16 protein-coding genes and 1 tRNA gene are annotated in these 21,731 nt (G+C 64.4%); 8 read left to right on the top strand and 9 right to left on the bottom strand.

Annotation, left to right across the window (positions count from 1 at the left end):
* Window positions 1–60: 60 nt before the first annotated feature.
* Window positions 61–609 (bottom strand): cupin domain-containing protein, encoded by a 549-nt coding sequence (locus tag LH19_RS17880; RefSeq protein WP_054730985.1) that lies wholly within the window; start codon window positions 607–609, stop codon window positions 61–63.
* A 152-nt stretch (window positions 610–761) separates the two neighbouring features.
* On the opposite strand from LH19_RS17880, the gene LH19_RS17875 reads away from it, so the two are divergent.
* Window positions 762–2,099 carry an aspartate aminotransferase family protein gene (locus LH19_RS17875; RefSeq protein WP_054730983.1) on the top strand — a complete coding sequence of 446 codons (1,338 nt, stop codon included), beginning with the start codon at window positions 762–764 and terminating at the stop codon, window positions 2,097–2,099.
* A 30-nt stretch (window positions 2,100–2,129) separates the two neighbouring features.
* Here LH19_RS17875 and LH19_RS17870 read toward each other — a convergent pair whose 3' ends face one another.
* Complete coding sequence (locus LH19_RS17870; protein ID WP_082396349.1) at window positions 2,130–2,582, bottom strand: Lrp/AsnC family transcriptional regulator; 453 nt, start codon at window positions 2,580–2,582, stop codon at window positions 2,130–2,132.
* 112 nt (window positions 2,583–2,694) lie between these two features.
* Here LH19_RS17870 and phhA point away from each other — a divergent pair, with 112 nt between their 5' ends.
* From phhA to ppk2, 3 genes are all read left to right on the top strand, one after another.
* Entirely contained in the window at window positions 2,695–3,555 is an 861-nt protein-coding gene (gene phhA, locus LH19_RS17865) for a phenylalanine 4-monooxygenase (RefSeq protein WP_054730979.1), read from the top strand.
* Window positions 3,552–4,778 (top strand): amino acid aminotransferase, encoded by a 1,227-nt coding sequence (locus tag LH19_RS17860; RefSeq protein WP_054730976.1) that lies wholly within the window; start codon window positions 3,552–3,554, stop codon window positions 4,776–4,778. The genes phhA and LH19_RS17860 overlap by 4 nt, the downstream gene beginning before the upstream one ends.
* A 112-nt stretch (window positions 4,779–4,890) precedes the next feature.
* Window positions 4,891–5,802 (top strand): polyphosphate kinase 2, encoded by a 912-nt coding sequence (gene ppk2 / locus LH19_RS17855; protein ID WP_054733799.1) that lies wholly within the window; start codon window positions 4,891–4,893, stop codon window positions 5,800–5,802.
* On the opposite strand, the gene LH19_RS17850 is transcribed toward ppk2, so the two are convergent.
* Together LH19_RS17850 and LH19_RS17845 are read right to left on the bottom strand one after the other, a co-directional pair.
* A complete protein-coding gene (locus LH19_RS17850; protein WP_054730974.1) occupies window positions 5,799–6,746 on the bottom strand; it encodes a CorA family divalent cation transporter in 948 nt (315 codons plus the stop codon). The genes ppk2 and LH19_RS17850 overlap by 4 nt on opposite strands.
* A gap of 62 nt (window positions 6,747–6,808) precedes the next feature.
* Window positions 6,809–8,437 carry an inorganic phosphate transporter gene (locus tag LH19_RS17845; RefSeq protein WP_054730972.1) on the bottom strand — a complete coding sequence of 543 codons (1,629 nt, stop codon included), beginning with the start codon at window positions 8,435–8,437 and terminating at the stop codon, window positions 6,809–6,811.
* Between the two features lie 208 nt (window positions 8,438–8,645).
* Between LH19_RS17845 and LH19_RS28125 the strand changes: the two genes are divergently transcribed.
* The 3 genes from LH19_RS28125 to dpdD all read left to right on the top strand — a co-directional run bounded on the left by LH19_RS28125 (window position 8,646) and on the right by dpdD (window position 13,961).
* Window positions 8,646–10,181: a glycosyltransferase gene (locus LH19_RS28125; RefSeq protein ID WP_201258374.1), complete on the top strand. Its 1,536-nt coding sequence runs from the start codon at window positions 8,646–8,648 to the stop codon at window positions 10,179–10,181.
* Window positions 10,182–10,301: 120 nt separating this feature from the next.
* The gene (locus LH19_RS17835; protein WP_082395870.1) at window positions 10,302–10,928 is read left to right on the top strand and encodes a TetR/AcrR family transcriptional regulator; all 627 of its coding nucleotides are present in this window, start codon (window positions 10,302–10,304) and stop codon (window positions 10,926–10,928) included.
* 738 nt (window positions 10,929–11,666) lie between these two features.
* Entirely contained in the window at window positions 11,667–13,961 is a 2,295-nt protein-coding gene (gene dpdD / locus LH19_RS17830) for a protein DpdD (protein WP_054730970.1), read from the top strand.
* A gap of 584 nt (window positions 13,962–14,545) precedes the next feature.
* On the opposite strand, the gene LH19_RS17825 is transcribed toward dpdD, so the two are convergent.
* The 3 genes from LH19_RS17825 to moaA form a co-directional block, all read right to left on the bottom strand.
* Window positions 14,546–14,620, bottom strand: a tRNA-Asn gene (locus tag LH19_RS17825).
* A gap of 58 nt (window positions 14,621–14,678) precedes the next feature.
* Window positions 14,679–15,449 (bottom strand): NAD kinase, encoded by a 771-nt coding sequence (locus LH19_RS17820; RefSeq protein WP_054733792.1) that lies wholly within the window; start codon window positions 15,447–15,449, stop codon window positions 14,679–14,681.
* Between the two features lie 23 nt (window positions 15,450–15,472).
* The gene (gene moaA, locus LH19_RS17815) at window positions 15,473–16,486 is read right to left on the bottom strand and encodes a GTP 3',8-cyclase MoaA (protein WP_054730968.1); all 1,014 of its coding nucleotides are present in this window, start codon (window positions 16,484–16,486) and stop codon (window positions 15,473–15,475) included.
* Between the two features lie 60 nt (window positions 16,487–16,546).
* Between moaA and LH19_RS17810 the strand changes: the two genes are divergently transcribed.
* The gene (locus tag LH19_RS17810) at window positions 16,547–17,743 is read left to right on the top strand and encodes a GGDEF domain-containing phosphodiesterase (protein WP_054730967.1); all 1,197 of its coding nucleotides are present in this window, start codon (window positions 16,547–16,549) and stop codon (window positions 17,741–17,743) included.
* Window positions 17,744–17,864: 121 nt separating this feature from the next.
* On the opposite strand, the gene mfd is transcribed toward LH19_RS17810, so the two are convergent.
* Entirely contained in the window at window positions 17,865–21,359 is a 3,495-nt protein-coding gene (mfd, locus tag LH19_RS17805) for a transcription-repair coupling factor (protein ID WP_054730965.1), read from the bottom strand.
* The gene (locus LH19_RS17800) at window positions 21,356–21,616 is read right to left on the bottom strand and encodes a succinate dehydrogenase assembly factor 2 (protein WP_054730963.1); all 261 of its coding nucleotides are present in this window, start codon (window positions 21,614–21,616) and stop codon (window positions 21,356–21,358) included. The genes mfd and LH19_RS17800 overlap by 4 nt, the downstream gene beginning before the upstream one ends.
* Between the last annotated feature and the right edge of the window lie 115 nt (window positions 21,617–21,731).

Raw genomic sequence — 21,731 nt, 5'->3', positions numbered from 1 at the left:
GGCGTGGCGGCTCGCGCGGTGGTGGCGGCCGCTCAAATCATCGCCGGGGTTCGCGGGAAATCAGAATGTCGGCGGCGTGCAGGCGCTGACCAGTTCGCAAGGCTCGGGCCCCACGCAGCGGAAGCGATGCGACCGGCGGCTGTCGAAATAATAGGCGTCGCCGGGGCCGAGAATGCTGCGCTCGTCGTCGACCGTTACCTCCAGCCGCCCGCTGATGATGATCGCGCCCTCTTCGCCTTCGTGGACGAGCGCGATGCGCCCCGAATCCGCGCCCGGCTCATAGCGTTCCTTCAGGATTTGCAGGGCACGCCCCGCCGCGCTGCGGCCGATCTGGAGGTAGGAGACCGGCCCCTTGCCGATCTCGGTCAGTTCGTCGGCGCGATAGAATATCTGCGCCGGGCGATCGGGCTCGATCGCGAAAAATTCGGCGAGGCCGATCGGGATGCCGTCGAGGATGCGTTTCAACGCGCCGACCGACGGGTTGGTCTGGTTCGCCTCGATGAGCGAGATCGTCGAGTTGGTCACGCCCGCCTTTTTGGCGAGCTGGCGCTGCGACAGGCCATATTGGGTCCGAACAAATCGCAGCCTCGCCCCGACATCGACGCTCATCCATTGCTTCCTTATGTTGCAGCTGTTCGATATATCGCAACAGGCTGTGGCAGAAAGCATGAAAATCCGTCACCGGCGTGCGACGAAGTAAAGGGCTTGTTGCGCCTGCTTTGACGGGCTTCTCTAAGCGCCGGATAAACAAGGAAGCCGACATGCCCGATATACCGCCCGCCAATGCGCCGTCGCTCGACGCCTATTGGATGCCGTTTACCGCCAACCGCCAGTTCAAGGCGGCGCCGCGCCTGCTCTCGGCGGCGCAGGGGATGTATTATACGAGCGTCGACGGCCGCGAGGTGCTCGACGGCACCGCCGGGCTGTGGTGTGTCAACGCCGGTCACGGCCGGCGCCAGATCAGCGAAGCGGTGGCGCGCCAGCTCGACACGATGGATTATGCCCCGAGCTTCCAGATGGGCCACCCGATCGCGTTCGACTTCGCCGAGCGGCTTGCGGCGATCGCGCCCGGCGGACCGGCCGCGGGGCTCGACCGCGTCTTTTTCGCGGGGTCGGGGTCGGAGGCGGTCGATACCGCGCTCAAGATCGCGGTCGCCTATCAGCGGGCGACCGGCCAGGGCACGCGCACCCGCCTGATCGGCCGCGAGCGCGGTTATCATGGCGTCGGCTTCGGCGGCATTTCGGTGGGCGGTCTCGTCAACAACCGGCGGGTGTTTCCGCAACTGCCGGGGACCGACCATCTGCGTCACACGCACGATCCGGCGCGCAACGCGTTCAGCCGGGGCCTGCCCGAGCATGGCGCCGAACTGGCCGACGATCTCGAGCGGCTGGTCGCGCTGCACGGCGCCGAGACGATCGCGGCGGTGATCGTCGAGCCGGTGGCCGGGTCGACCGGTGTGCTGCTGCCGCCCGTAAATTACCTCGAGCGGCTGCGCGAAATCTGCACCCGCCACGGCATCCTCCTGATCTTCGACGAGGTGATCACCGGTTTCGGACGGCTCGGCGCGCCCTTCGCCGTCGATTATTTCGGGGTGGTCCCCGATCTGGTGACGACGGCCAAGGGGCTTACCAACGGCTGCATCCCGATGGGCGCGGTGTTCGCGAGCCGCGCGGTCCACGATGCCCTGATGCACGGTCCCGAGGCGCAGATCGAACTGTTCCATGGCTATACCTATTCGGGACATCCCGTCGCCTGTGCGGCGGGGCTCGCGGCGCTCGACATCTATGCCGGCGAAGGGCTGTTGACGCGAGCCGGCGATATCGCGCCGGACTGGAGCGAGGCGATGCACAGCCTGCGCGGCCTGCCACATGTGATCGACATCCGCACCATCGGCCTTGTCGCGGGGATCGAACTCGCGTCCCGTGACGGCGCGGCCGGCGAGCGGGCCTATGACCTGTTCGTCGACTGTTTCGAACGCGGCCTGCTGATCCGCGTGACGGGCGACATCGTCGCGCTGTCGCCGCCGCTGATCGCCGAGACCGGGCATATCGACCGGATCGTCTCGACGCTGGGCGAAGCGCTCAAGCGCCTCGCCTGAGCCGGCAGGCCGGACAGGGAGAGGGCCCGGTCAGATCGGCAGGGCGGTCGTGTATTTGGTCGTTCCCAGCGCGAAATGCGAAGAGCCCCCGGCGACCGCCGGATGCGCCAGCACGGTGTCCATCAGGAAGCTGTTATAACCGGCGACGTCGGCGACCACGACGCGCAGCAGATAATCCCAGTCGCCCGACATCGAGAAGCATTCGACGATTTCGGGACAGGATTGGACGAATTGCTCGAAACTGATCCGGTCGTCGATACTGTGGCTGCGCACCCGGATATTGCACAGCACGGTGACGCCGCGCCCGATCCGGGCGGGGTCGACCAGACGGACATGGCCGGTGAGGATGCCTGCGTCCTCCAGCGCCCGCACGCGGCGCCAGCAGGATGCGCTCGACGCGCCGACGCGCTCGCCCAGCTCGGCATGGCTGAGCGATGCGTCGCGCTGCAGCTCTGCAACGATTCTTCGGTCTATTGCATCCAAGATCGAATCCTGTTTCAATTTTTTAGAAAATGGGAAATTCCTGTTTCAAGATATGCCATAATCGGCGCGATTTTGAAAAGCAATTTCCGCCGTAACGCGGCATTATCGGCGCATGGCACAGGACATCCTCACTCGCCCCGACGGCACCGCCGCGGATTGGACCATCCCGCAGGATTGGGACGCCTATACGGCGGAGGATCATGCGACCTGGGACACGCTGTTCGACCGTCAGGCGCGGTTGCTGCCGGGCCGCGTGACACCCGAATTCATCGACGGCCTCGATATGCTGCGCCTGTCGAAACCGGGCATCCCCGATTTCGACGAATTGTCCGAACGGCTGATGAAGGCGACCGGATGGCAGGTCGTCGCAGTGCCCGGCCTCGTCCCCGACGACGTGTTTTTCGACCATCTCGCCAATCGCCGCTTCGTCTCGGGCAATTTCATCCGGCGTCCCGATCAGCTCGACTATTTGCAGGAACCCGATGTGTTCCACGATGTCTTCGGCCATGTGCCGCTGCTCGCGCACCCGGTCTTCGCCGATTATATGCAGGCCTATGGCGAAGGGGGCCGCCGCGCCGCGCAGGCGGGCGTCATCGAAAAGCTCGCACGCCTCTATTGGTACACTGTCGAATTCGGCCTCGTCCGTTCCGAAGGCGGGCTGAAGCTTTACGGCGCCGGTATCGTCTCTTCCTATACCGAGTCGGTCTTCGCGCTCGACGATCCGTCGCCGAACCGGATCGGTTTCGACCTGCGGCGCTTGATGCGGACCAAATATCGCATCGACGATTTCCAGCAGAATTATTTCGTCATCGACAGCTTCGAGGATCTTCTCGACCAGACGCTCAACACCGATTTCGGCCCGCTTTATGCCGAGCTGGAAGGGCAGGAGGATATCGAGATCGAAGCGATCCTGCCGACCGACCATGTCTATACGCGCGGCACGCAGCGCTATGCACGCGAGCAGGCCGCATGAGCGGCGGTCAGCTCTTCGGTGCGCTCGACCGCCAGCCGCCCGATGCGCTGCTCGCGGTCATCGGCATGCACCGCGCCGATCCACGGCCCGACAAGATCGATGTCGGGGTCGGCGTCTATCGCGACGCGTCGGGCGCGACGCCCGTCATGCGCGCGGTCAAGCAGGCCGAGGCGCGTCTGCTCGCCGCGCAGCCGTCGAAAGCCTATCTGGGCGCCGAGGGCGACCAGCGCTTTACCGACCTGCTGGCCGGGATCGCGCTGGGGCCCGAACTCGCGGCCAGCGACCGCATCACCGGGGTGCAGACGCCGGGCGGCACGGGAGCTTTGCGCCTGGGCGCCGAACTGCTCGCGCGGTCCGGGGCGGGCACCATCTGGGTGGGAACGCCGACCTGGCCCAACCATGGGCCGATCTTCCGCGAGGCCGGGCTGACCGTTCGGCACCATGCCTATTTCGATGCCGAAACGGCCGGGATCGACGAGCAGGCCTTTCTCTCCAGCCTCGATGCGGCTGCCCCGGGCGATGTCGTCCTTTTGCACGGCTGCTGCCACAATCCGACCGGCACCGCGCTGTCGCCGGACCAGTGGCAGCGCCTCGTCGCCAAGCTGGCCGAGCGCCGCCTGATCCCCTTTGTCGACCTTGCCTATCAGGGCCTCGGCAGGGGCCTCGATGCCGATGCTGCGGGCACGCGCACGCTGCTTGCGGCCGTCCCCGAGGCGTTGCTGGCCTATAGCTGCGACAAGAATTTCGCGCTCTATCGCGAACGGGTCGGGGCGCTTTGGGTCCAGTCCGCCACGCCCGAAACCGGCGCGGCGGTGCGCGACACGATGCTCGTGCTGGCGCGAAGCCTGTGGTCGATGCCGCCCGATCATGGCGCTGCGGTCGTCCGCGTCATCCTCGAGGATGACGATCTGGCGGCCGAATGGCGCGCCGAACTCGATGCGATGTGTGCGCGCATCAACCGGCTCCGCACACTGCTCGCGGCGATCCATCCGGCGCTCGCCTCGATCGCGGATCAGCAGGGGCTGTTTGCGCTGTTGCCGATCGATGCCGCGGCGGTCGAGGCGCTGCGCGCCCAGCATGCGATCTATATGCCGGCCTCGGGCCGCATCAACATCGCCGGCCTGAACGAGGACAATGTCGCGCGCTTCGCCGCGGCGATCGCGCCCTATCTCGGCGATGAGGCGGGTGCGGTTGTGCCGGATGCGGCGATCGCGAGCGTTTGATTTATCGGGTCCGGGATGGGGATGGCGCCGCGACGCCTCGCCCCCGGCCGTCCTGTCACAGGCCGGCAATCTTGTGGTCATAGCGATGCGCGAAGGCAGCAGGAGCCTCGCCATGGATGACAGCCTTTCCGATCTCGACCGCATCAAGGATGAAATCGCCGACAGCTTCGACGAGGAGCTGGAGATGGAGATGGACGAAAGCCGGCTCGAGGCGTTGCTCGACGATCTGTCGGACCATCCCGACCGCGAGGCGCTCGACCGGCGCCTCTATTTCCGCGAACTGTTCCGGCTGCAGCACGAACTCGTGGTCCTGCAGGACTGGGTGCAGAAACAGGGACTGAAGGTCGCGGTATTGTTCGAGGGACGCGATTCGGCGGGCAAGGGCGGTGCGATCAAGCGCATCACCCAGCGGCTCAATCCGCGCGTCTGCCGCGTCGTCGCGCTCCCCGCGCCGAGCGAGCGCGAGCGGACGCAATGGTATTTCCAGCGCTATGTCCCGCATCTGCCGGCGGCGGGCGAGATCGTGCTGTTCGACCGGAGCTGGTACAACCGGGCCGGGGTCGAGCGGGTGATGGGTTTCTGCACCGAGGAAGAGTGCGAGGAATTTTTTCGCTCGGTCCCCGAGTTCGAGCGGATGCTGGTGCGGTCGGGGATCATCCTCGTCAAATACTGGTTCTCGATCACCGACGAGGAGCAGCAGTTCCGTTTCCAGATGCGCATCCACGATCCGCTGAAGCAGTGGAAGCTGTCGCCGATGGATGTCGAATCGCGGCGGCGCTGGGAGGATTATACGCGCGCGAAGGAAGATATGCTGGAGCGCACGCATATCGCCGAGGCGCCCTGGTGGGTTGTCGAGGCGGTCGACAAGAAGAAGGCGCGGCTCAATTGTATCGCACATCTGCTGACGCAGATCCCCTATCAGGAGGTCGCGCGGCCTGAGGTGGTGCTGCCCGCGCGGGTGCGGCATGCCGATTACGAACGGCATCCGATCCCGCCGGAAATGCATGTGCCCGAGCTGTATTAGGGCCGGCGGCGGAGCAGCAGCCAGGTTGCGACCGACGAAGTGATGGCGGCCAGCGCGGCGACGAAGGTCCCCGCCTGCGTGTGCGCGAAGGGCAGACCGCCGGTGTTCATGCCGAAAAAGCCCGTGACGAGCGTCGCGGGGAGCAGCAGCGCGCTGATCACCGACAGGAAATAGAGATTCTGGTTGGTCTTCTGCGCCGCCTGCAGGTCTAGCTCGTCGCGGAGCTGGCGGAGCTGGGCCTGCGTGCTCGCAACGTCGGTGTCGAGCGCGTGGAGGCGCTGGACATGGCGCTCGGCAACCGGGAGGAAGATGCCGGGCAGGTCGGGGTCCTTTTCGAGCCGGACCAGCGTCGCGCGCATCCCCGAAACGAGGCGGTGCAGCCGCGCGCCGCGGCGGCGCACCGCGATGAGGTCGCGCGTCGCGGGGTTCATCCGCTCGTTGAGAAATTCGTCCTCGGCAGTCTGGATGCCGTGCGCGAGGCCGTGGACATGCTGGCTGAGCCCGTCGATCATCGTACCGACCGCCAGGTTCAGGGCGGCCGCGCCGTCGCGGACGTCGTAGCCCGCGGCAATCCGCTGACGGATGATGTCGGCCGACCGGATCGGGTGATAACGGCCGGTGAGCATCAGGCCGGGGGCGATAACGATGTGGAGCGCCCCGATCTGCGAGGTTTCGGCGGCATCGAAATCGCGCTCGAAGTCCTGGAGGACGAGGCCGACGATCCCGTCCTCGACGATCACCTGTTGATGCGTTTCGCGCGCGAGCATCAGGTCGTGGATGGGGCGGGGCAGTTTCGTCGAGCGTTCGAGCCAGCGTGGAGTACGGTCGTCGGCGAGGTTGAAGTGAAGCCAGCGGAAGCCGGCCTCTTTCCGATCGTCGCATTCTTCGATCAGTACCGTCCCCTCGTCCGTCCGCGCGCAGCCCCAGACCAGCCCGGGCTGCATCAGGACCGCCCCGAAATTCGGGCCGGGCGTTTCGTCCTTCGGAGCCGTGAGCGTGGTCCCTTTTAGAAAATAGCGCTGAGGATCGCGTACAGCACTCCCGCGAGCACGATCGATACCGGCAGCGTCAGCACCCATGCCATCAGCAGGTTTCGGATCGTCGACATCTGGAGGCCCGAGCGGTTCGCCGCCATCGTCCCGGCGACGCCCGACGAGAGGACGTGCGTGGTCGAGACCGGCAGACCGAGCATGTCGGCGGCGCCGATCGTTCCCATCGCGACGAGCTCGGCCGAGGCGCCCTGCGCATAGGTGAGGTGCGACTTGCCGATCTTTTCGCCGACGGTGACGACGATGCGTTTCCAGCCGATCATCGTGCCGAGCCCGAGCGCGAAGGCGACGGCGATCTTGACCCAGGTCGGGATGAAGCGCGTCGCACTGTCGAGCGAGCCCTTATATGTCGTCAGCGCTTCGGTCTCGGCGTCGGTGAAGGTCAGCCTCTTTTCCTTGCCCAGCCGCTTGATCGCCTCGGATGCGAGATACATGTCGTTGCGCATATTCTCGGTCGCGGCGGCGGGCACCTTGGCGAGCGAGCCATAGCCGCTGACCTGCGTTTCGACCTGATCGACCAGCGCGCCGAGCGCGGGGAGGGTTTCGGGCGACAGTTTCTTGTCGGCGATATAGGCCGTGACCGCGCGGCGTGCATCCTGCGGTGACGCGAGCGTGGGGGCCGGGCCGCCGCCGTGCGCCGCGAGCACCTGTTCGGCCGCGTTCGAGTTGACGACGAATTCCTGCACATATTTCTCGGGAACCGCGCGGTTGAGCGCATAGGCCGTCGGGACGGTGCCGATCAGGATGAGCATGATCAGGCCCATGCCCTTTTGCCCGTCGTTCGACCCGTGCGCGAAGCTGACCCCGGTGCAGGTGAAGATGAGGAGGGCGCGAATCCACCACGGCGGCGGGGTGTTGCCCTTCGGCGCTTCATAGAGCGTCTTGTTGCGGATCAGCACCTTCATCGCGAGGAAGAGCAGCGCCGCGACGGTGAAGCCGAGCAACGGCGAGAGAAGCAGCGCGTAACCGATCTCGGTCGCCTTGCCCCAGTCGACCCCGGCGGTGCCGCTCTTGCCGTGGAGCATGGCGTTGGCGACGCCGACGCCGATGATCGAGCCGATCAGCGTGTGCGAGCTCGACGAGGGAATGCCGAAATACCAGGTTGCGAGGTTCCAGACGATCGCCGCGATGAGCAGCGCGAAAACCATCGCGAAGCCGGCATTCGACCCGACCTGCAGGATCAGCTCGACGGGAAGCAGCGAGACGATGCCGAAGGCCACCGCCCCGGTCGAGAGCAGCACGCCGAGGAAATTGAAGAAGCCCGACCAGACGACGGCATAGTTGGCGGGCATCGAATTGGTGTAAATTACGGTCGCCACCGCGTTGGCGGTGTCGTGGAAGCCGTTTACGAATTCGAAGCCGAGCGCGATGACCAGCGCGAGGAAAAGCAGCGCGAAAGGCAGGAAGGCGGTCGCATGGACCCCCGCGGCCGCGGCGTCGGCATAAACGCTGTAGGCGACATATCCGAGCGCAACGATAATCGCGGCGACAAAGCCGAGGTTGCCGGCCGCGCCCAATCCCTTGTCGAGATCCGGGCGTTCGAATTCGCCGCTATCGAGTGGGGCGGCGGCGGTCGTGGCGTTCATGAGGAATCTCCCCGGAGTCGGATGCCGTGCCGGGCTATGCCTCGCCCATGACATTGATGTGACGGCCGGCAGCGCGGTTCTGTTCATCCCGCTTTCATACGGGACGTTGCAAGGGCCCCGCCGCTCATAATGACCAAAGAGCGCGATGGTGGGGGCTATCAAGATGTTGGAAAGAAATGTTGGTGTAACATGGCCGCCTGGGGGCGCCGTGGACGGGAAACTTATGGTCGATACGCCTGCCAGGGAAGAACAGTGGCGCCGCCTGTACTTGGGCGTGCGTAGCAAGTTCGTTCTTGCGCTGACGATCGCCATTGCCTGGACGGCGCTTAGCGTATGGCTGTCTCAGCGCTGGCTGATCGATCTTGCGGCCGTGACGAACTGGCCTTTCGCCCTCATCGCGATCATTTTCATCGCCTATGTTCCCGGCTTCATGAATGCCTTCCTGATCGCGACGCTGTCGCTCGATCGCAGGCCGCTGGCATATGTTTCGCCAAAACGGACGATGCCCGGCGTGACCGTGCTCGTCGCGGCATATAACGAAGCGGGGGGGATCCGCGATACGCTGACCAGCCTTGCGCGACAGGATTATCACGGGCCGCTCGAAGTCTTCATCCTCAACGACGGATCATCGGACGACACCGCGAATATCGTTCGTGATCATCTGGCATCGCTGGCGCTTCCCGACACGGCGACGTTCGCCTTGCATGATTTTCAGGTCAACCGCGGCAAATCGGCCGCGCTGAACGATGGCCTGAAGGCCGCGTCGCACGACCTTGTCATAACGATCGACGGCGACTGCTGGGTTCGGAGCAACGCGCTGACCCAGATCGTCAGCCGCTATATGTCCGACCCCGACAATACGGTGGCGGTGGCGGGGGCCGTGATGGTTCGCAACTCGCGCACCAATTTGCTGACCCGCGCGCAGGAGTGGGACTATTTCCACGGCATCGCGTCGGTCAAGCGCATGCAGGGCATGTATCACGGAACGCTCGTCGCGCAGGGCGCCTTCTCGCTCTATCGGCGCGACGCGCTCGAAGAGGTCGGCGGCTGGCCGGAATGTGTCGGCGAAGACATTGTCGTGTCGTGGGCGCTGCTCGAGCGCGACTACCGGATCGGTTATGCCGATAATGCGCTCGCCTTCACCAATGTGCCGGAAGACTTTCGGCAGTTCGCCTTGCAACGCAAGCGCTGGTCGCGCGGTCTTATGGAGGCGTTCAAGGCGCATTGGCGGCTGCTGTTCAAGCGGCGCATGGCGACGCTGTTCATCTGGTGGAACGTCGCCTTCCTGCCGCTCGACCTCGTGTACAGCTTCATCTTCAAATTGCGCCGGTTGCGCCTGGTACCCTGGTGGCAGCTGTTTCGGGCGATGCACAGGTTCCGCACGGGGCCATCGGGTCCCGTCGTGTTCGAATGCGTCGGTGTTCCGGGAATGCTTGATCGCCTCGTCGCCGACGCGCCGCCGATGAGCCGGATTGTCGTCGCCGGCACCTGCATGGAACCCGACCGGTTTCATCCGATGATGGCGCAGCTCAAGGAAGTCGATCTGCGCTTCTCCGTCGGCTACAATCCCGGTGAATTTCGCGACGTGCTGCACATGATCGCCGACGGCAAGGTCAATCCGGAACCATTCCTTACTGGAACAGTCGGGTTCGAAGGCGTTGATGCAGCTTTTTCCGCGCTCGGTAATCCCGAGCGGCATGCCAAAATCCTGATCGATCCGCATAGCGCGGTCTCCGCAATCTGACGGGAGTGAAACGGTTCGATGGAAGATGTCGATATAGAGCAGGCGGCCAGTTGCCGGGGTGGGCAATCCCAAGAACTGCGACAATATGACGCGAATACCTGCCTGACCCGATAGGCCGATATGTTATCGCGACGTGCCTCCCGGAATAAATCCGAAGAATCTTCAAACCGGGACAATGTCACGCGCCGCGTCCGTCTGATCGAGGCCGCGCTGGAACTATTCAGCCAACAAGGCTACGCGGCGACTGGCATAAAGGACATCGCCGCTGCCGCTTCTGCGCCTCACGCAACGCTGTATTACTGGTTCCCGGGGGGCAAGCGAGAGCTCGGCGTTGCCGCCATCGTCCACGGCGGGGCGCGTTACAGAGCTCAGCTCGAGGCCTGCTACCCTCCCGACGTCGATGTCGTGGATGCGACAGTCTCCTCTTTTGCGAAAGTGGCCAGCTTGCTTGAGGCGAGCAGCTATGCCGGTGGTTGCCCGATCGCGATGCTCGTCCTGGAAGTGGCTTCCAGCGATGATGGGCTCCGTAATGCCGCCGCGGAAGTATTCGAAACGTGGATCGAGGTTATGGAGCAGCGCTTCATTGGGGCGGGGATGAGCGCAGAACTTGCCCGGCAGGCGGCGGTCGAAATCTTCTGCCTGATTGAAGGGGCGATACTATTGTCGCGCTCTATTCGGTCTCCAGCGCCGCTGCACATAGCTGGCCAGGCGGCGGCAAACGCCGTTGCCGCCAAACTTGCTATCTAGATGGAATCTCAAACGGCTCCGGCACGATGTAGGCCCCGTCGCTGATCGAACAGAGGAGAGCAGATGACTGGAAACTCTCCAAGCATCTGCTGTCTCGGTTTAGCGGCTAACAATTGCCCGTCTCCTTTCGGCCAAACGCAGATCGTCGTTCGTCGGCTTGTCGGCGCAGAGAAGCTACGCCAGAGTAACCGGACGGCGCCAAGGCGATGCTGCTGTGTCCGCAGGAGCGCTAGGCGGCTCTATGGCTTGTATTTCTTCGCTAGCCTACGCGAAGTCGATTTCCCCGTTGCAGTGTCTGGGCGACCTACGATATTCTGCTCTGCGATAAGAGTTTAGGCTCTTTTCATCGCTGCCCTGGAGTACGGGGAGTGCCGTCGGCAAAGGTCGCGCAAAGCTAGAGTGCTTTGGCGTAGCCTTTCGCATGTCTTGAAAGAAATGGCTCCCTAAGCTGGATAGGTCTCGAACTTTCGCACGCTTCTTCCTCCCGGAAACCCGGTCGAGCATTCGTCGCTTCAAGACGCTTAGGGCCAACACCAGACTTCTCCTGGCCCTCGATCCAGCCATCGCGGCGTTGTCGCACGCGTGCGAGGTCCGCTCTGCTGGTGGCGATCAAAAGCCGGCAAAAAAGGCTAAGGTGGTGGCTCGTCGGCAGCTATCCTTGAGAGAGCGAGCCGTTGCTCTTGCCTCTGCGAACGGGGAGGTCCGCACGAGGGAGTTCTCCAACATTGGCGTGCATCGATGCTATCTCCGGCGCATGTGGCTGAAGACGAAGCTTGGCTCAGCGAGTTTTTCTCGGACCCGAACGAGTTGCATTGGGCAAGCCTTCGGGACGGCACCGCGCCGCCGGAAATCGCCGAACAGGTTCTGCCATGGCTTCTGGCGCTTGCCGATTCAGGCAGTATGGCGCCGGTTATCCTTCCCTTCGTGAGGGCTGGGAAGGTGGCCGGTTGGTACGCAACGACTCGATCCGGAGAGGGCGGCTTCGAATTTGCCGCAGAATTGCAGGCATGGCTCGGGCCAACATATCTTTCTCTTTTCGAACAAGCCCATGTCGATTCCTCCGACCCCAGCGCGATGGCCATTGCGCGTCGATCGAATGGCCGCGTTTGGAAATTCTCCGGGGCCAATGGCGCCGCGAAGGCGATCATATCGAGGCGGCTGGACGAATATTGTGGCTTGCTTCGCCGGCGCCCGAAGCGCGTACAGACGGCGGCGCGCCCAGTGGGTACGATCCGCGGCGACTTTGAGCGCGCTCTTCTCGCCAAGGATGCTGCCGCCGCCGAAGGCTTTATCGCCGAACTCAAAACGACTGGCCGCCTCAATGAAGAGAATCTTCGATACCTGACCGTCCGCTTGAGCGCGGGTCTTGGTCTTTGGCCTGAGATTGCGCGCAATCATTGGCTCGTCCAAACGATGTCGGATCTGGCACTGCCCCCTCGTATCCTGGCCGACATCATCGAAGCCTTGTACCGGACCTACGTCGACGCGGTTGAAGCGGCAGGCGACGTCACGAAAACGCTGGCCACCTTCGATAGTCATGTTGCAGGTCGTTATCCGCGTCTCTTTGCTTCACGCCGGGGAATCCGGACCCCCCGTGTCGTCAAAGCCTTTCTGCTGTTCGAGCAACTTCAGTCCCGCCCCAATGGCGATATCATCGACGAACTGGGGAACCTCCTCGAGGACAGCGATAAAATCCGGGTGTTGGTCGAGCGTCCTCAGGCGGAACCGGTATCGGCGGTCGATCCTGAAACCGAAGCCGACGAAATTTTCGACGATCTTCAATATGATCGCGCCTTCAGCCTGTATACGCGTTTGCCTCTCACGAAAAAGATTATCGGCCGCTTGATCACTTGCGCGCAGTTCATCGGTACAGAAGAGGCGCGCGCGCGGCTGATTTCGCTTGTCCATTCGGCCGATCCAGAATTGATCGGCAATCTGGCTCCGCCGATGCGCGACAAGCTGCATGGGCTGAGCGCGCCACTGTCGCCGCTGCCGTTCCCAGAGCTGGTTTCGGCCGGTGAGGGAGTATCGGCGTTAGGAGCAAACGAACCGAACGGTTGGATGGCTTGGGCTGAAAAGCTGCGGAGCGCCGAGGATCTATCCGGTGCGGAGCAGGCCCTCCAAACCGCAGTTACGAACTGGACTACGGCGGAGTTCAAATCCGATACGGCCAAAGCGCGCGCATTCGCCGATATTATTGGCAATCTGAATGGCGAAGCGGCAATGCTTGCTCGCCGTGCGGTGCCCCAGATTTTTGAGAGTTTCTTCCCGGCGGATGAGTTAGTGTCGGAGGGTGGCAAGCCAGTAGCCGAGCTACTATTCGCCCTTGTCGCCATGGACGATGGTCTGTCGACATCTGATCTCGACATTCTCGCGCAGCTTCTGAATATTCTTTTGGCACTTGGGCTGTCGGGCCCGGAGTATGTCTCGATCGTTTCCGATCTCGAGGATGTGCAAGATCGCGTGCGCTCGTACGCCAATCTTCCTTGGAGCCTGGACGTCTGTGAAATCCTTGCGGTGTCGCCGGCGCAGTCAGACGCCGCTGGTTCCGCGCGCCAAGCCTTCTTCCTTCGTGTCTTGGGCCAGGCGCAAACTTTCGCGCATCGTCTCGGCCCGCAAGACTTCCTTCCGATGGAATTCCTTGCGAAGGATTTCGGGCTTGATTCCGCGTCGGTTGATATTCTCCGACGAAAAGACGGGTCCGACGAGGCTCCAACCGAAAGTGTCGATCTGACCGGCAAGCTCATCGGGGTTTATACGCTCGCGGAAGCTGCGGGCGCGCGAGCGAAAGCTTCATTGGAAAAAATGTTTCCGGGCAGCGTCGTCGAGGTTAATTCCGATCTTGTCGCCACCGATAAACTCAGAAATCTAGCAAGATCCGCTGACATTTTCGTCTTCACGTGGAAAAGCAGCAGTCACGCGGCATTCTACTGCATAAAAGATGAGCTTCCGGGCGGGGAGCCTATTTGGGCTGCCGGCAAAGGCACGGCAAGCATCATACGCGCGGTGATAGAAAAAGCTGGGGAAATCTGAGGCGAAATGTCCTCCGAAGGCAAGCTTCGGGCTTAGCGCCTCGGGCCTAGGCGATAGCGCGGGAATGGGCGTTGGTCTCGACCCACGCGAAGCGCCGGTTTGCATCCGCAGGCGCGATCCGCCACCGAATGCCGGTCAGGTACCCTTATACAACCCCGATGGCAGCTTTTGACATATTCGCTCCAAAAGCTGCCCGACCACTCTCGGCCATCGTCAGTCACTTGGCTCAGGCAAGAGGAGCGCCGCTCCGGATAAGCCCGCGCTCCCTTTCGCTCACTCCGTCGGCTCCATCTTTCGCGCGGTCATACGGCTTCCTCTTCTTTTGCGGCGCTAAAGCATCGCCGAGGAGTCTGGAAAAGAGCGTATGGTCGGCAGATCCTCATGGAATCACATATATTTAGTATGCCGGAAAGGGCATCTTCGCGAGGTGGCTCAAGCGAAGAAAACCCTATGCGGGATACGAAAAAATTTTCTATTTTATATCAGATGGTTAGCGAGGCACGCAATTTTTGCGATTTAACCTATTTGGTATTATAAAACCTCAACCCATTGAGAAATAACGGGTTTTAAGAGGCTAAAAAAGCTGGCTCCCCGGGTAGGATTCGAACCTACGACCGATCGATTAACAGTCGATTGCTCTACCGCTGAGCTACCGAGGAACACGCCGCCGAAGCGAAGGCGGCCCCTTTGCCGTCGCTTGGCGGAATTTGCAAGGCCTCAAACGATAAATTGTTCCATCGCGATGCGTTCGTCGAGGCCCTGGTCGGGATCGAACAGCAACGTCAGCGGGCGGCTGCGGTCCGTGGTGACGAGAACGGTCTTTACGTCGCGGATTTCGCGCTGGTCGGCGACCGCGCTGACCGGGCGTTTTGCGGCCTCGCGGACGTTGAAACGGATGCTCGTCGATTCGGGGACGAGCGCGCCGCGCCAGCGCCGCGGCCGGAAGGGGCTGATCGGGGTCAGCGCGAGCATCGCCGAATCGAGCGGCAGGATCGGCCCGTTGGCGCTGAGATTATAGGCGGTCGATCCGGCGGGGGTCGACACCAGCACGCCGTCGCAGGCGAGCTCCTCGAGCATCATCTTTTCGTTGATCAACACCTCGAGCTTCGCGGCCTGCCGCGTTTCGCGAAGCAGCGAAATTTCGTTGATCGCGGGCAGGATGTGGCGCTCGCCGCTGATCGTCGTGATGTCGCCCGACAGCGGATGGATGAGGAAGGGGCGCGCCGCCGCGATCCGGTCGAGCAATCCCTCGACGCGGAATTCGTTCATCAGGAAGCCGATGGTGCCGCGGTTCATGCCGAACACCGGCAGGCTGCGGCGCTGGTCGAGCAGCTGGTGGAGCATATGAAGCAGGAAGCCGTCGCCGCCGAGCGCGATCAGCATGTCGGCCTCGTGCAAGTCGACGAAGTCGTAAAGCGGCCGCAGTTCGGCCTCGGCCTCTTCGGCGGCGGGCGCGTTCGATGCGACGAGCGCGATCTTGCGTTGCATATTGGTCCCCTCGCGGGCGGATTTCACCCGCCCGTTGCACTCATATGACGCGCGACCGCCGGTTTGGACTCCCGTTCGATATGAAAGTCATGCGCGCGGGGTTTGCCAGCCAATGCGCGGTCGATCAAGCCGTCAACCGTTCCGATGCCGCCGTCGCGCAGCGCGGCGCGCAGGTCGATATGGTCGTCCTGCCCGAGGCACATATAGATGCGGCCCTCGACGGTCAGCCGGATGCGGTTGCACGTCGCGCAGAAATTGTCGCTGAGCGGCGTGATCAGGCCGAGCGTCACCGGACTTCCTTCGACCGCGAAATAGCGCGCGGGGCCGCCGGTGCGCTTGTCGACCGGATAGATGAAGCGTTCGGCACGCAGCGGCGCGACGAACTGGTGGAGCGGGATATAATGATCGCTGCGGTCCTCGCCGATCTCGCCGAGCGGCATCGTCTCGATGAGCGTCAGGTCGCAGCCCATCGCGGCGCAATGGTCGAGCATCGGCAGCAACTGGTCCTCGTTGAGCCCGGCGAGCGCGACCATGTTGATCTTGACGTCGAGCCCGGCGGCCCGCGCCGCGGCAATCCCTTGCAGCGCCACCGCGACGTCGCCGACGCGGGTGATGTGGCGGAAGGTGTCGGGATCGAGCGTGTCGAGGCTGACGTTGATCCGCCGCACCCCGGCCTCCGCGAGCATCGGCGCATATTCGGCAAGCCGCATGCCGTTGGTGGTCAGGGTCAGCTCGTCGAGGCCATGGCCGATCATCGCGCCGAGGCGCGTCGCGAGCGTGTCGATGCCGCGCCGGACGAGCGGCTCGCCTCCGGTAAGACGAATACGGCGAATACCGCGCGCGACGAAGCGCTCAGCAAGCTCCGCCATTTCCTCGATGCTGAGCACCGCCGAGCGGGGGAGGAAACTCATATGCTCGGCCATGCAATAGCGGCAGCGCAGGTCGCAGCGATCGGTCACCGACAGGCGCAGATAGGTGATCCGGCGGCCATGGCCGTCGGTCAGCGTGGCAGCGTTGGAGTCCGAAACTGCGCTCATCGGGTGATTGTGATGCAAAAGGGAAGCGTTTGGCAAGCAATGCCTGCTATGGGGGCGCCAATGAATCGCCTACCCGACACATTTGCGGCCGCCGTCGGCCATCTCGAAACGCTCCATGGCCGGCATGATGCCGACGTCGGCGTGATATTGGTGCAGGTCGACCAGCTGGCGCGGATCAACAACAGCGCGGGGACGGCGGCGGGCGACGCCGTGCTCGACGAGGTCGGGCGGCGGCTGGAGAATTTTACCGGCGACGAGTTCGGGCAGGGGGCGCATGTCGACCGGCTCGACGGGCCGCGTTTTCTGATCGTACCCGCGGCGGCGCTGTCGCTGGGCGCCTTGCGCGCGCAGGAGCGCGCTTTGCATGTTGCGCTCGCGGAACCGATGGTCGGCGACCCCAACGGCCGGCTGGCGATCCGCATCGCGGCGGCGCTGATCACGCGCGACGAGCCGGTCGCCGAGCAACTCCGCAGCGCCAGCGATCAGCTCGCGCGCCCGGCGTCGGCGCGCGACGGGGCAATGGTGCATGCCGCGCTGTCGCAGGGCGAGGTCGTCATCTTCTATCAGCCGCAATATGATGTCGCGAGCGGCGCGATGACCGGGGTCGAGGCGCTGCTGCGCTGGCAGCATCCCGAACTGGGGCTGCTCGGCGCGGGCGCGCTTGTCACCGCGGCGCGGGCGGCGCGGATGGAATGCGAGCTGACCGAGCATGCGCACCGCGTTGCGCTCGCCGAAATGGCGAAATGGCCGAAGGCGCTCGGCAAGCTGCGTGTCTCGCTCAACATCACCGCCGCCGATCTTGGCGATCCCGAATTCGCCGATCGGTTTGCGGCGATGGCGAAACAGGCGGGGGTCGACCCCGACCGCCTGACGCTCGAGCTCACCGAACAGGCGATGCTCAGCGATCCGGCGAGCGCCGCGGCGCAGCTCGCGCAGATCCGCGCGCTCGGCTGTGCGATCGCGATCGACGATTTCGGCACCGGCTATTCCAGCCTGTCGCTGCTGGCGCGGCTGCCGATTGATTACCTCAAGATCGACAGCGGCTTTACCCGCACGATCGATGGCAGCGACCGCGACCGCATCGTCGTGCGCGCGATCGTCGACCTCGCGCGAGCGCTGGGGCTGCTGGTGGTGGCCGAGGGGATCGAGAACGAACGGCAACTGGCGCGGCTGGCCGAGATCGGCGTGGCGACCTGGCAGGGGTTCCTGAAATCGGGGCCGGTGCCGGGTGACCAGTTGTTGGCGTTGATGAATTAAGCGTCGCCCCGCCAAATTTGTCATCCCCGCGAAAGCGGGGATCCAGAGCGTGCGTCGGCCTACTCCACCCCTGGGTTCCCGCTTTCGCGGGAATGACAATGTTGGGAGGCGATGGTTAAGCCTAGGTAGCCTGCCGCGCCAGCTTCCCCAATCCCTTTGACAGTTGCAGCGCGCCGTTCAGCCGCGAGCCCGTGCTGACCCAGTCGCCGCTCACCGACAGCTTGTTGTCGGGGCGAATGCGCGCGCGGCCCTTCAAGCGTTCGACATAGGCGATGAGGCCCGGGACGTTCGCGAACTGGTCGCCGTGGAAGCTCACCAGCGCCCCCTTGGTCCCGACGTCGAGTTTGGCGATCCCCGCCGCCTTGGCGTTCGCCTTAATCTCCATGAGCTGGATCAGGTTCGCGGTTTCAGGCGGCAGCGGGCCGAAGCGGTCGATCATTTCGGCCGCAAAGGCGTCGAGCGCCGGGCGGTCGCCAGCCTCGTTGAGACGGCGATAGAGCGCCATACGCAGCGGCAGGTCGGGGACATAATCCTCGGGGATCAGGATCGGCGCATCGACGGTGATCACCGGCGACAGCGCTTCGCGCGGCGGCGCGGCGCCCATGCCCTCGGCCTTGGCGACGAGGATCGCTTCCTCGAGCATCGACTGATAGAGTTCGAAGCCGACCTCGCGAATATGCCCCGACTGTTCGTCGCCGACGAGATTGCCCGCACCGCGAATGTCGAGGTCGTGGCTGGCGAGCTGGAACCCCGCCCCCAGCGTATCGAGATCGCCGAGCAGCTTGAGCCTTTTTTCGGCGGTGTCGGTGATCGCGCCGCCCTCGAGCGTGGTGAGATAGGCATAGGCGCGGGTCTTCGATCGCCCGACGCGGCCGCGGAGCTGGTAGAGCTGGGCGAGGCCGAAGCGGTCGGCGCGGTGGACGACCAGCGTGTTCGCGCTCGGGATATCGAGCCCGCTCTCGACGATCGTCGTCGAAACGAGCACATCATATTTGCGGTCGTAAAAGGCGCTCATCCGCTCCTCGACCTCGCCCGGCGCCATCTGGCCGTGCGCGACGACATATTTGATTTCGGGGACGCGGCTGCGCAGAAACTCCTCGATATCGGGAAGATCCTTGATCCGCGGGGTGACGAAGAAGCTCTGGCCGCCGCGGTCATGCTCGCGGAGCAGCGCCTCGCGGATGACGACGGGGTCCCATGGTGCCACATAGGTGCGGACCGCGAGGCGGTCGACCGGCGGCGTCTGGATGACGCTGAGTTCGCGGAGGCCCGACATCGCCATCTGCAAGGTGCGCGGGATCGGGGTCGCGGTGAGGGTGAGGACGTGGACGTCGGCCTTGAGCTGTTTCAGCCGCTCCTTGTGGACGACGCCGAAGCGCTGCTCCTCGTCGACGATGACGAGGCCGAGGTTTTTGAATTCGACCGCCTTGGCGATCACGGCATGGGTGCCGACGACGATGTCGATCTGGCCGCTGGCGAGGCCGTCGCGGGTCTTCGCGGCCTCGGCGGCGGGAACGAGGCGCGACAGGCGGCCGATGTTGACCGGGAAGCCTTTGAAGCGCTCGACGAAATTCGTGTAGTGCTGGCGCGCGAGCAGGGTCGTCGGGACGACGACCGCAACCTGCACCCCCGCCATCGCGGCGACGAAGGCGGCGCGCAGCGCGACCTCGGTCTTGCCGAAGCCGACGTCGCCGCAGACGAGCCGGTCCATCGGGCGGCCCGAGGCGAGGTCTTCGAGGACGTCGCCGATCGCGCGGTCCTGATCGTCGGTTTCCTGATAGGGGAAACGGTCGGCAAAAGCCGGATAGGCGGCATCCTGCGCCAGCACTTCGCCGGCACGGAGCGCGCGCTGCGCCGCGGTCGCGAGCAATTCGCCCGCAATCTCGCGGATGCGTTCCTTCATCCGCGCCTTGCGGCGCTGCCAGGCTTCGCCGCCGAGCTTGTCGAGCCCGACGCCGTCGCTCTCGCCGCCGTAGCGCGACAGGACGTCGAGATTTTCAACGGGGACGTAAAGCTTGTCGCCGCCGGCGTAAGTGAGCGCGACGCAATCGTGCGGGCTGTTGCCGACGGGGATTTGCGTCAGCCCCTCATAGCGGCCGATGCCGTGATCGAGGTGGACGACGAGGTCGCCGACGCTGAGCGTCGCGAGCTCGGCGAGGAAGGCGTCGGCGCTCTTGCGGCGCTTCTGGCGGCGGACGAGGCGCTCGCCGAGAATATCCTGTTCGGTGAGCAGGCTGATCGCGTCGGAGGCGAAGCCGTGATCGAGCGGGAGAACGACCATCGCAGTCGCGCCGCCGCTTTCCGACGAGGCGGTGCCGAGCGCGTCCTGCCAGCTCTCGGCCGGCGCCAGCGAGGTGACGCCGTGATCGCGGAGCAGCCCCGACAGGCGCTCGCGCGCACCGCCCGAATAGCTCGCGATGATCGTCTTGCGCCCCTTGCGGCGCTCGTCCGACAGATGGTCGGCGACCTTGTCATAGACGTTGAGGTCGGCGGTGCGTTCGGGGGTGAAATCGCGCGCCGCGAAGGTTTCGAGGTCGACGACCGTTGCCGCCGGGGGCACATCGAACGGCGTGACGACATGGATCGGGCGCTGCGTCGATGCTGCCGCCCACTCGGCTTCGGTCAGGTAGAGCGTCTCGGGCGCCAGCGGGCGATAGCTGCCCGGCGATTCGCGCTCGGCGGCGACACGGTTCGCATGATAGTCGGCAATTGCCGCAAAGCGCGTCTCGGCGGTCGCCTCGGTGCGGTGGCCGCGCAGCACCGGCGTCGCGCCGTCGATATGGTCGAACAGGGTCGCCAGCCGTTCCTCGAACAGCGGCAGCCAATGATCCATGCCCGCCTGACGACGCCCCTCGCTGACCGCCCGATAGAGCGGGTCGCCGGTCGCCTGCGCGCCGAACAGTTCGCGGTATGACGAGCGGAAGCGTTTGATCGTGTCCTGATCGAGCAGGGTCTCGGCGGCGGGCAGCAATTGCAGCGCCTTGGCAGGGCCAAGGCTGCGCTGGTCGGCGGGGTCGAAGCGGCGGATGCTCTCGATCTCGTCGCCGAAGAAATCGACGCGCAGGCCCGTTTCCTCGCCCGCCGGGAAGAGGTCGAGGATGCCGCCGCGCACCGCGAACTCGCCCTGATCGGCGACGGTGTCGACGCGGCTGAAACCATTGGCGACGAGCAGGTCGGCGAGCGCGTCGCGGTCGATCCGCTGCCCCGGCGCGAGCGTCGTCGCGAGCTGGCGGATGCGGAAGGGGGTGAGGGTGCGCTGGGTAATCGCGGCGACGGTGGTCAGGATCAGTTCGCCGCGTTTCGGCGGTGCCTGCAACGCCGAAAGCGTCGCCAGCCGGTCGGCGCTGGCGCGCATCGAGGGCCCCGCGCGGTCATAGGGCAGGCAATCCCATGCCGGAAAGCGGTGGACGATCAGGTCGGGCGCGAAGAAAGGCGCCGCGTCGGCGACCGCCTGCATCGCGGCATCGTCGGTGGCGACATAGACGAGACGCTTGTCGCTGGCGCGCGCGAGGTCGGCGAGCAGCAGCGGCAGGAAGCCGTCGGCGGCGCGCGCCAGCGTCAGCGGCGCCGATGCCGGCGCGATGGCGGCGAAGATGTCGGCAGCGCTTCGGGTCATGGCAGCGGAATATAGTCCAGCCGGCGCATCGCGGCGATCAGCGGCGGGTTGTCGAGATGGGCCGGCGGATGGCCGGTGCCGAGCGCCCACGCCATGATATCGACGTCGTCTTCCTCGACGACGATTTCATACCAGGCGATCTCCGCCTCGCCCCATTCGGGCGAATAGCGGTCGAAAAAGCCGCCGATCATATAATCGGCCTCGCGCGTGCCGCGGTGCCAGGCACGGAATTTGAGGCGTTTGAGACGGTCTTGCATGGCGATTCTTCTTGAGCGGCCCGGCGAGGCGTTGATGGACTTTCCCCATCCCGTTCGCATCGAGCGAAGTCGAGATGCCCATCGGCCCGGCGCTTGCCATCGGGGTGTCTCGACT

The sequence above is a fragment of the Sphingopyxis macrogoltabida genome (assembly GCF_001314325.1).
GTDB classification, from domain to species: domain Bacteria; phylum Pseudomonadota; class Alphaproteobacteria; order Sphingomonadales; family Sphingomonadaceae; genus Sphingopyxis; species Sphingopyxis macrogoltabida.
Note: the sequence above shows the minus strand (reverse complement) of the source record. Positions and strands in the feature narration are given on the sequence as shown.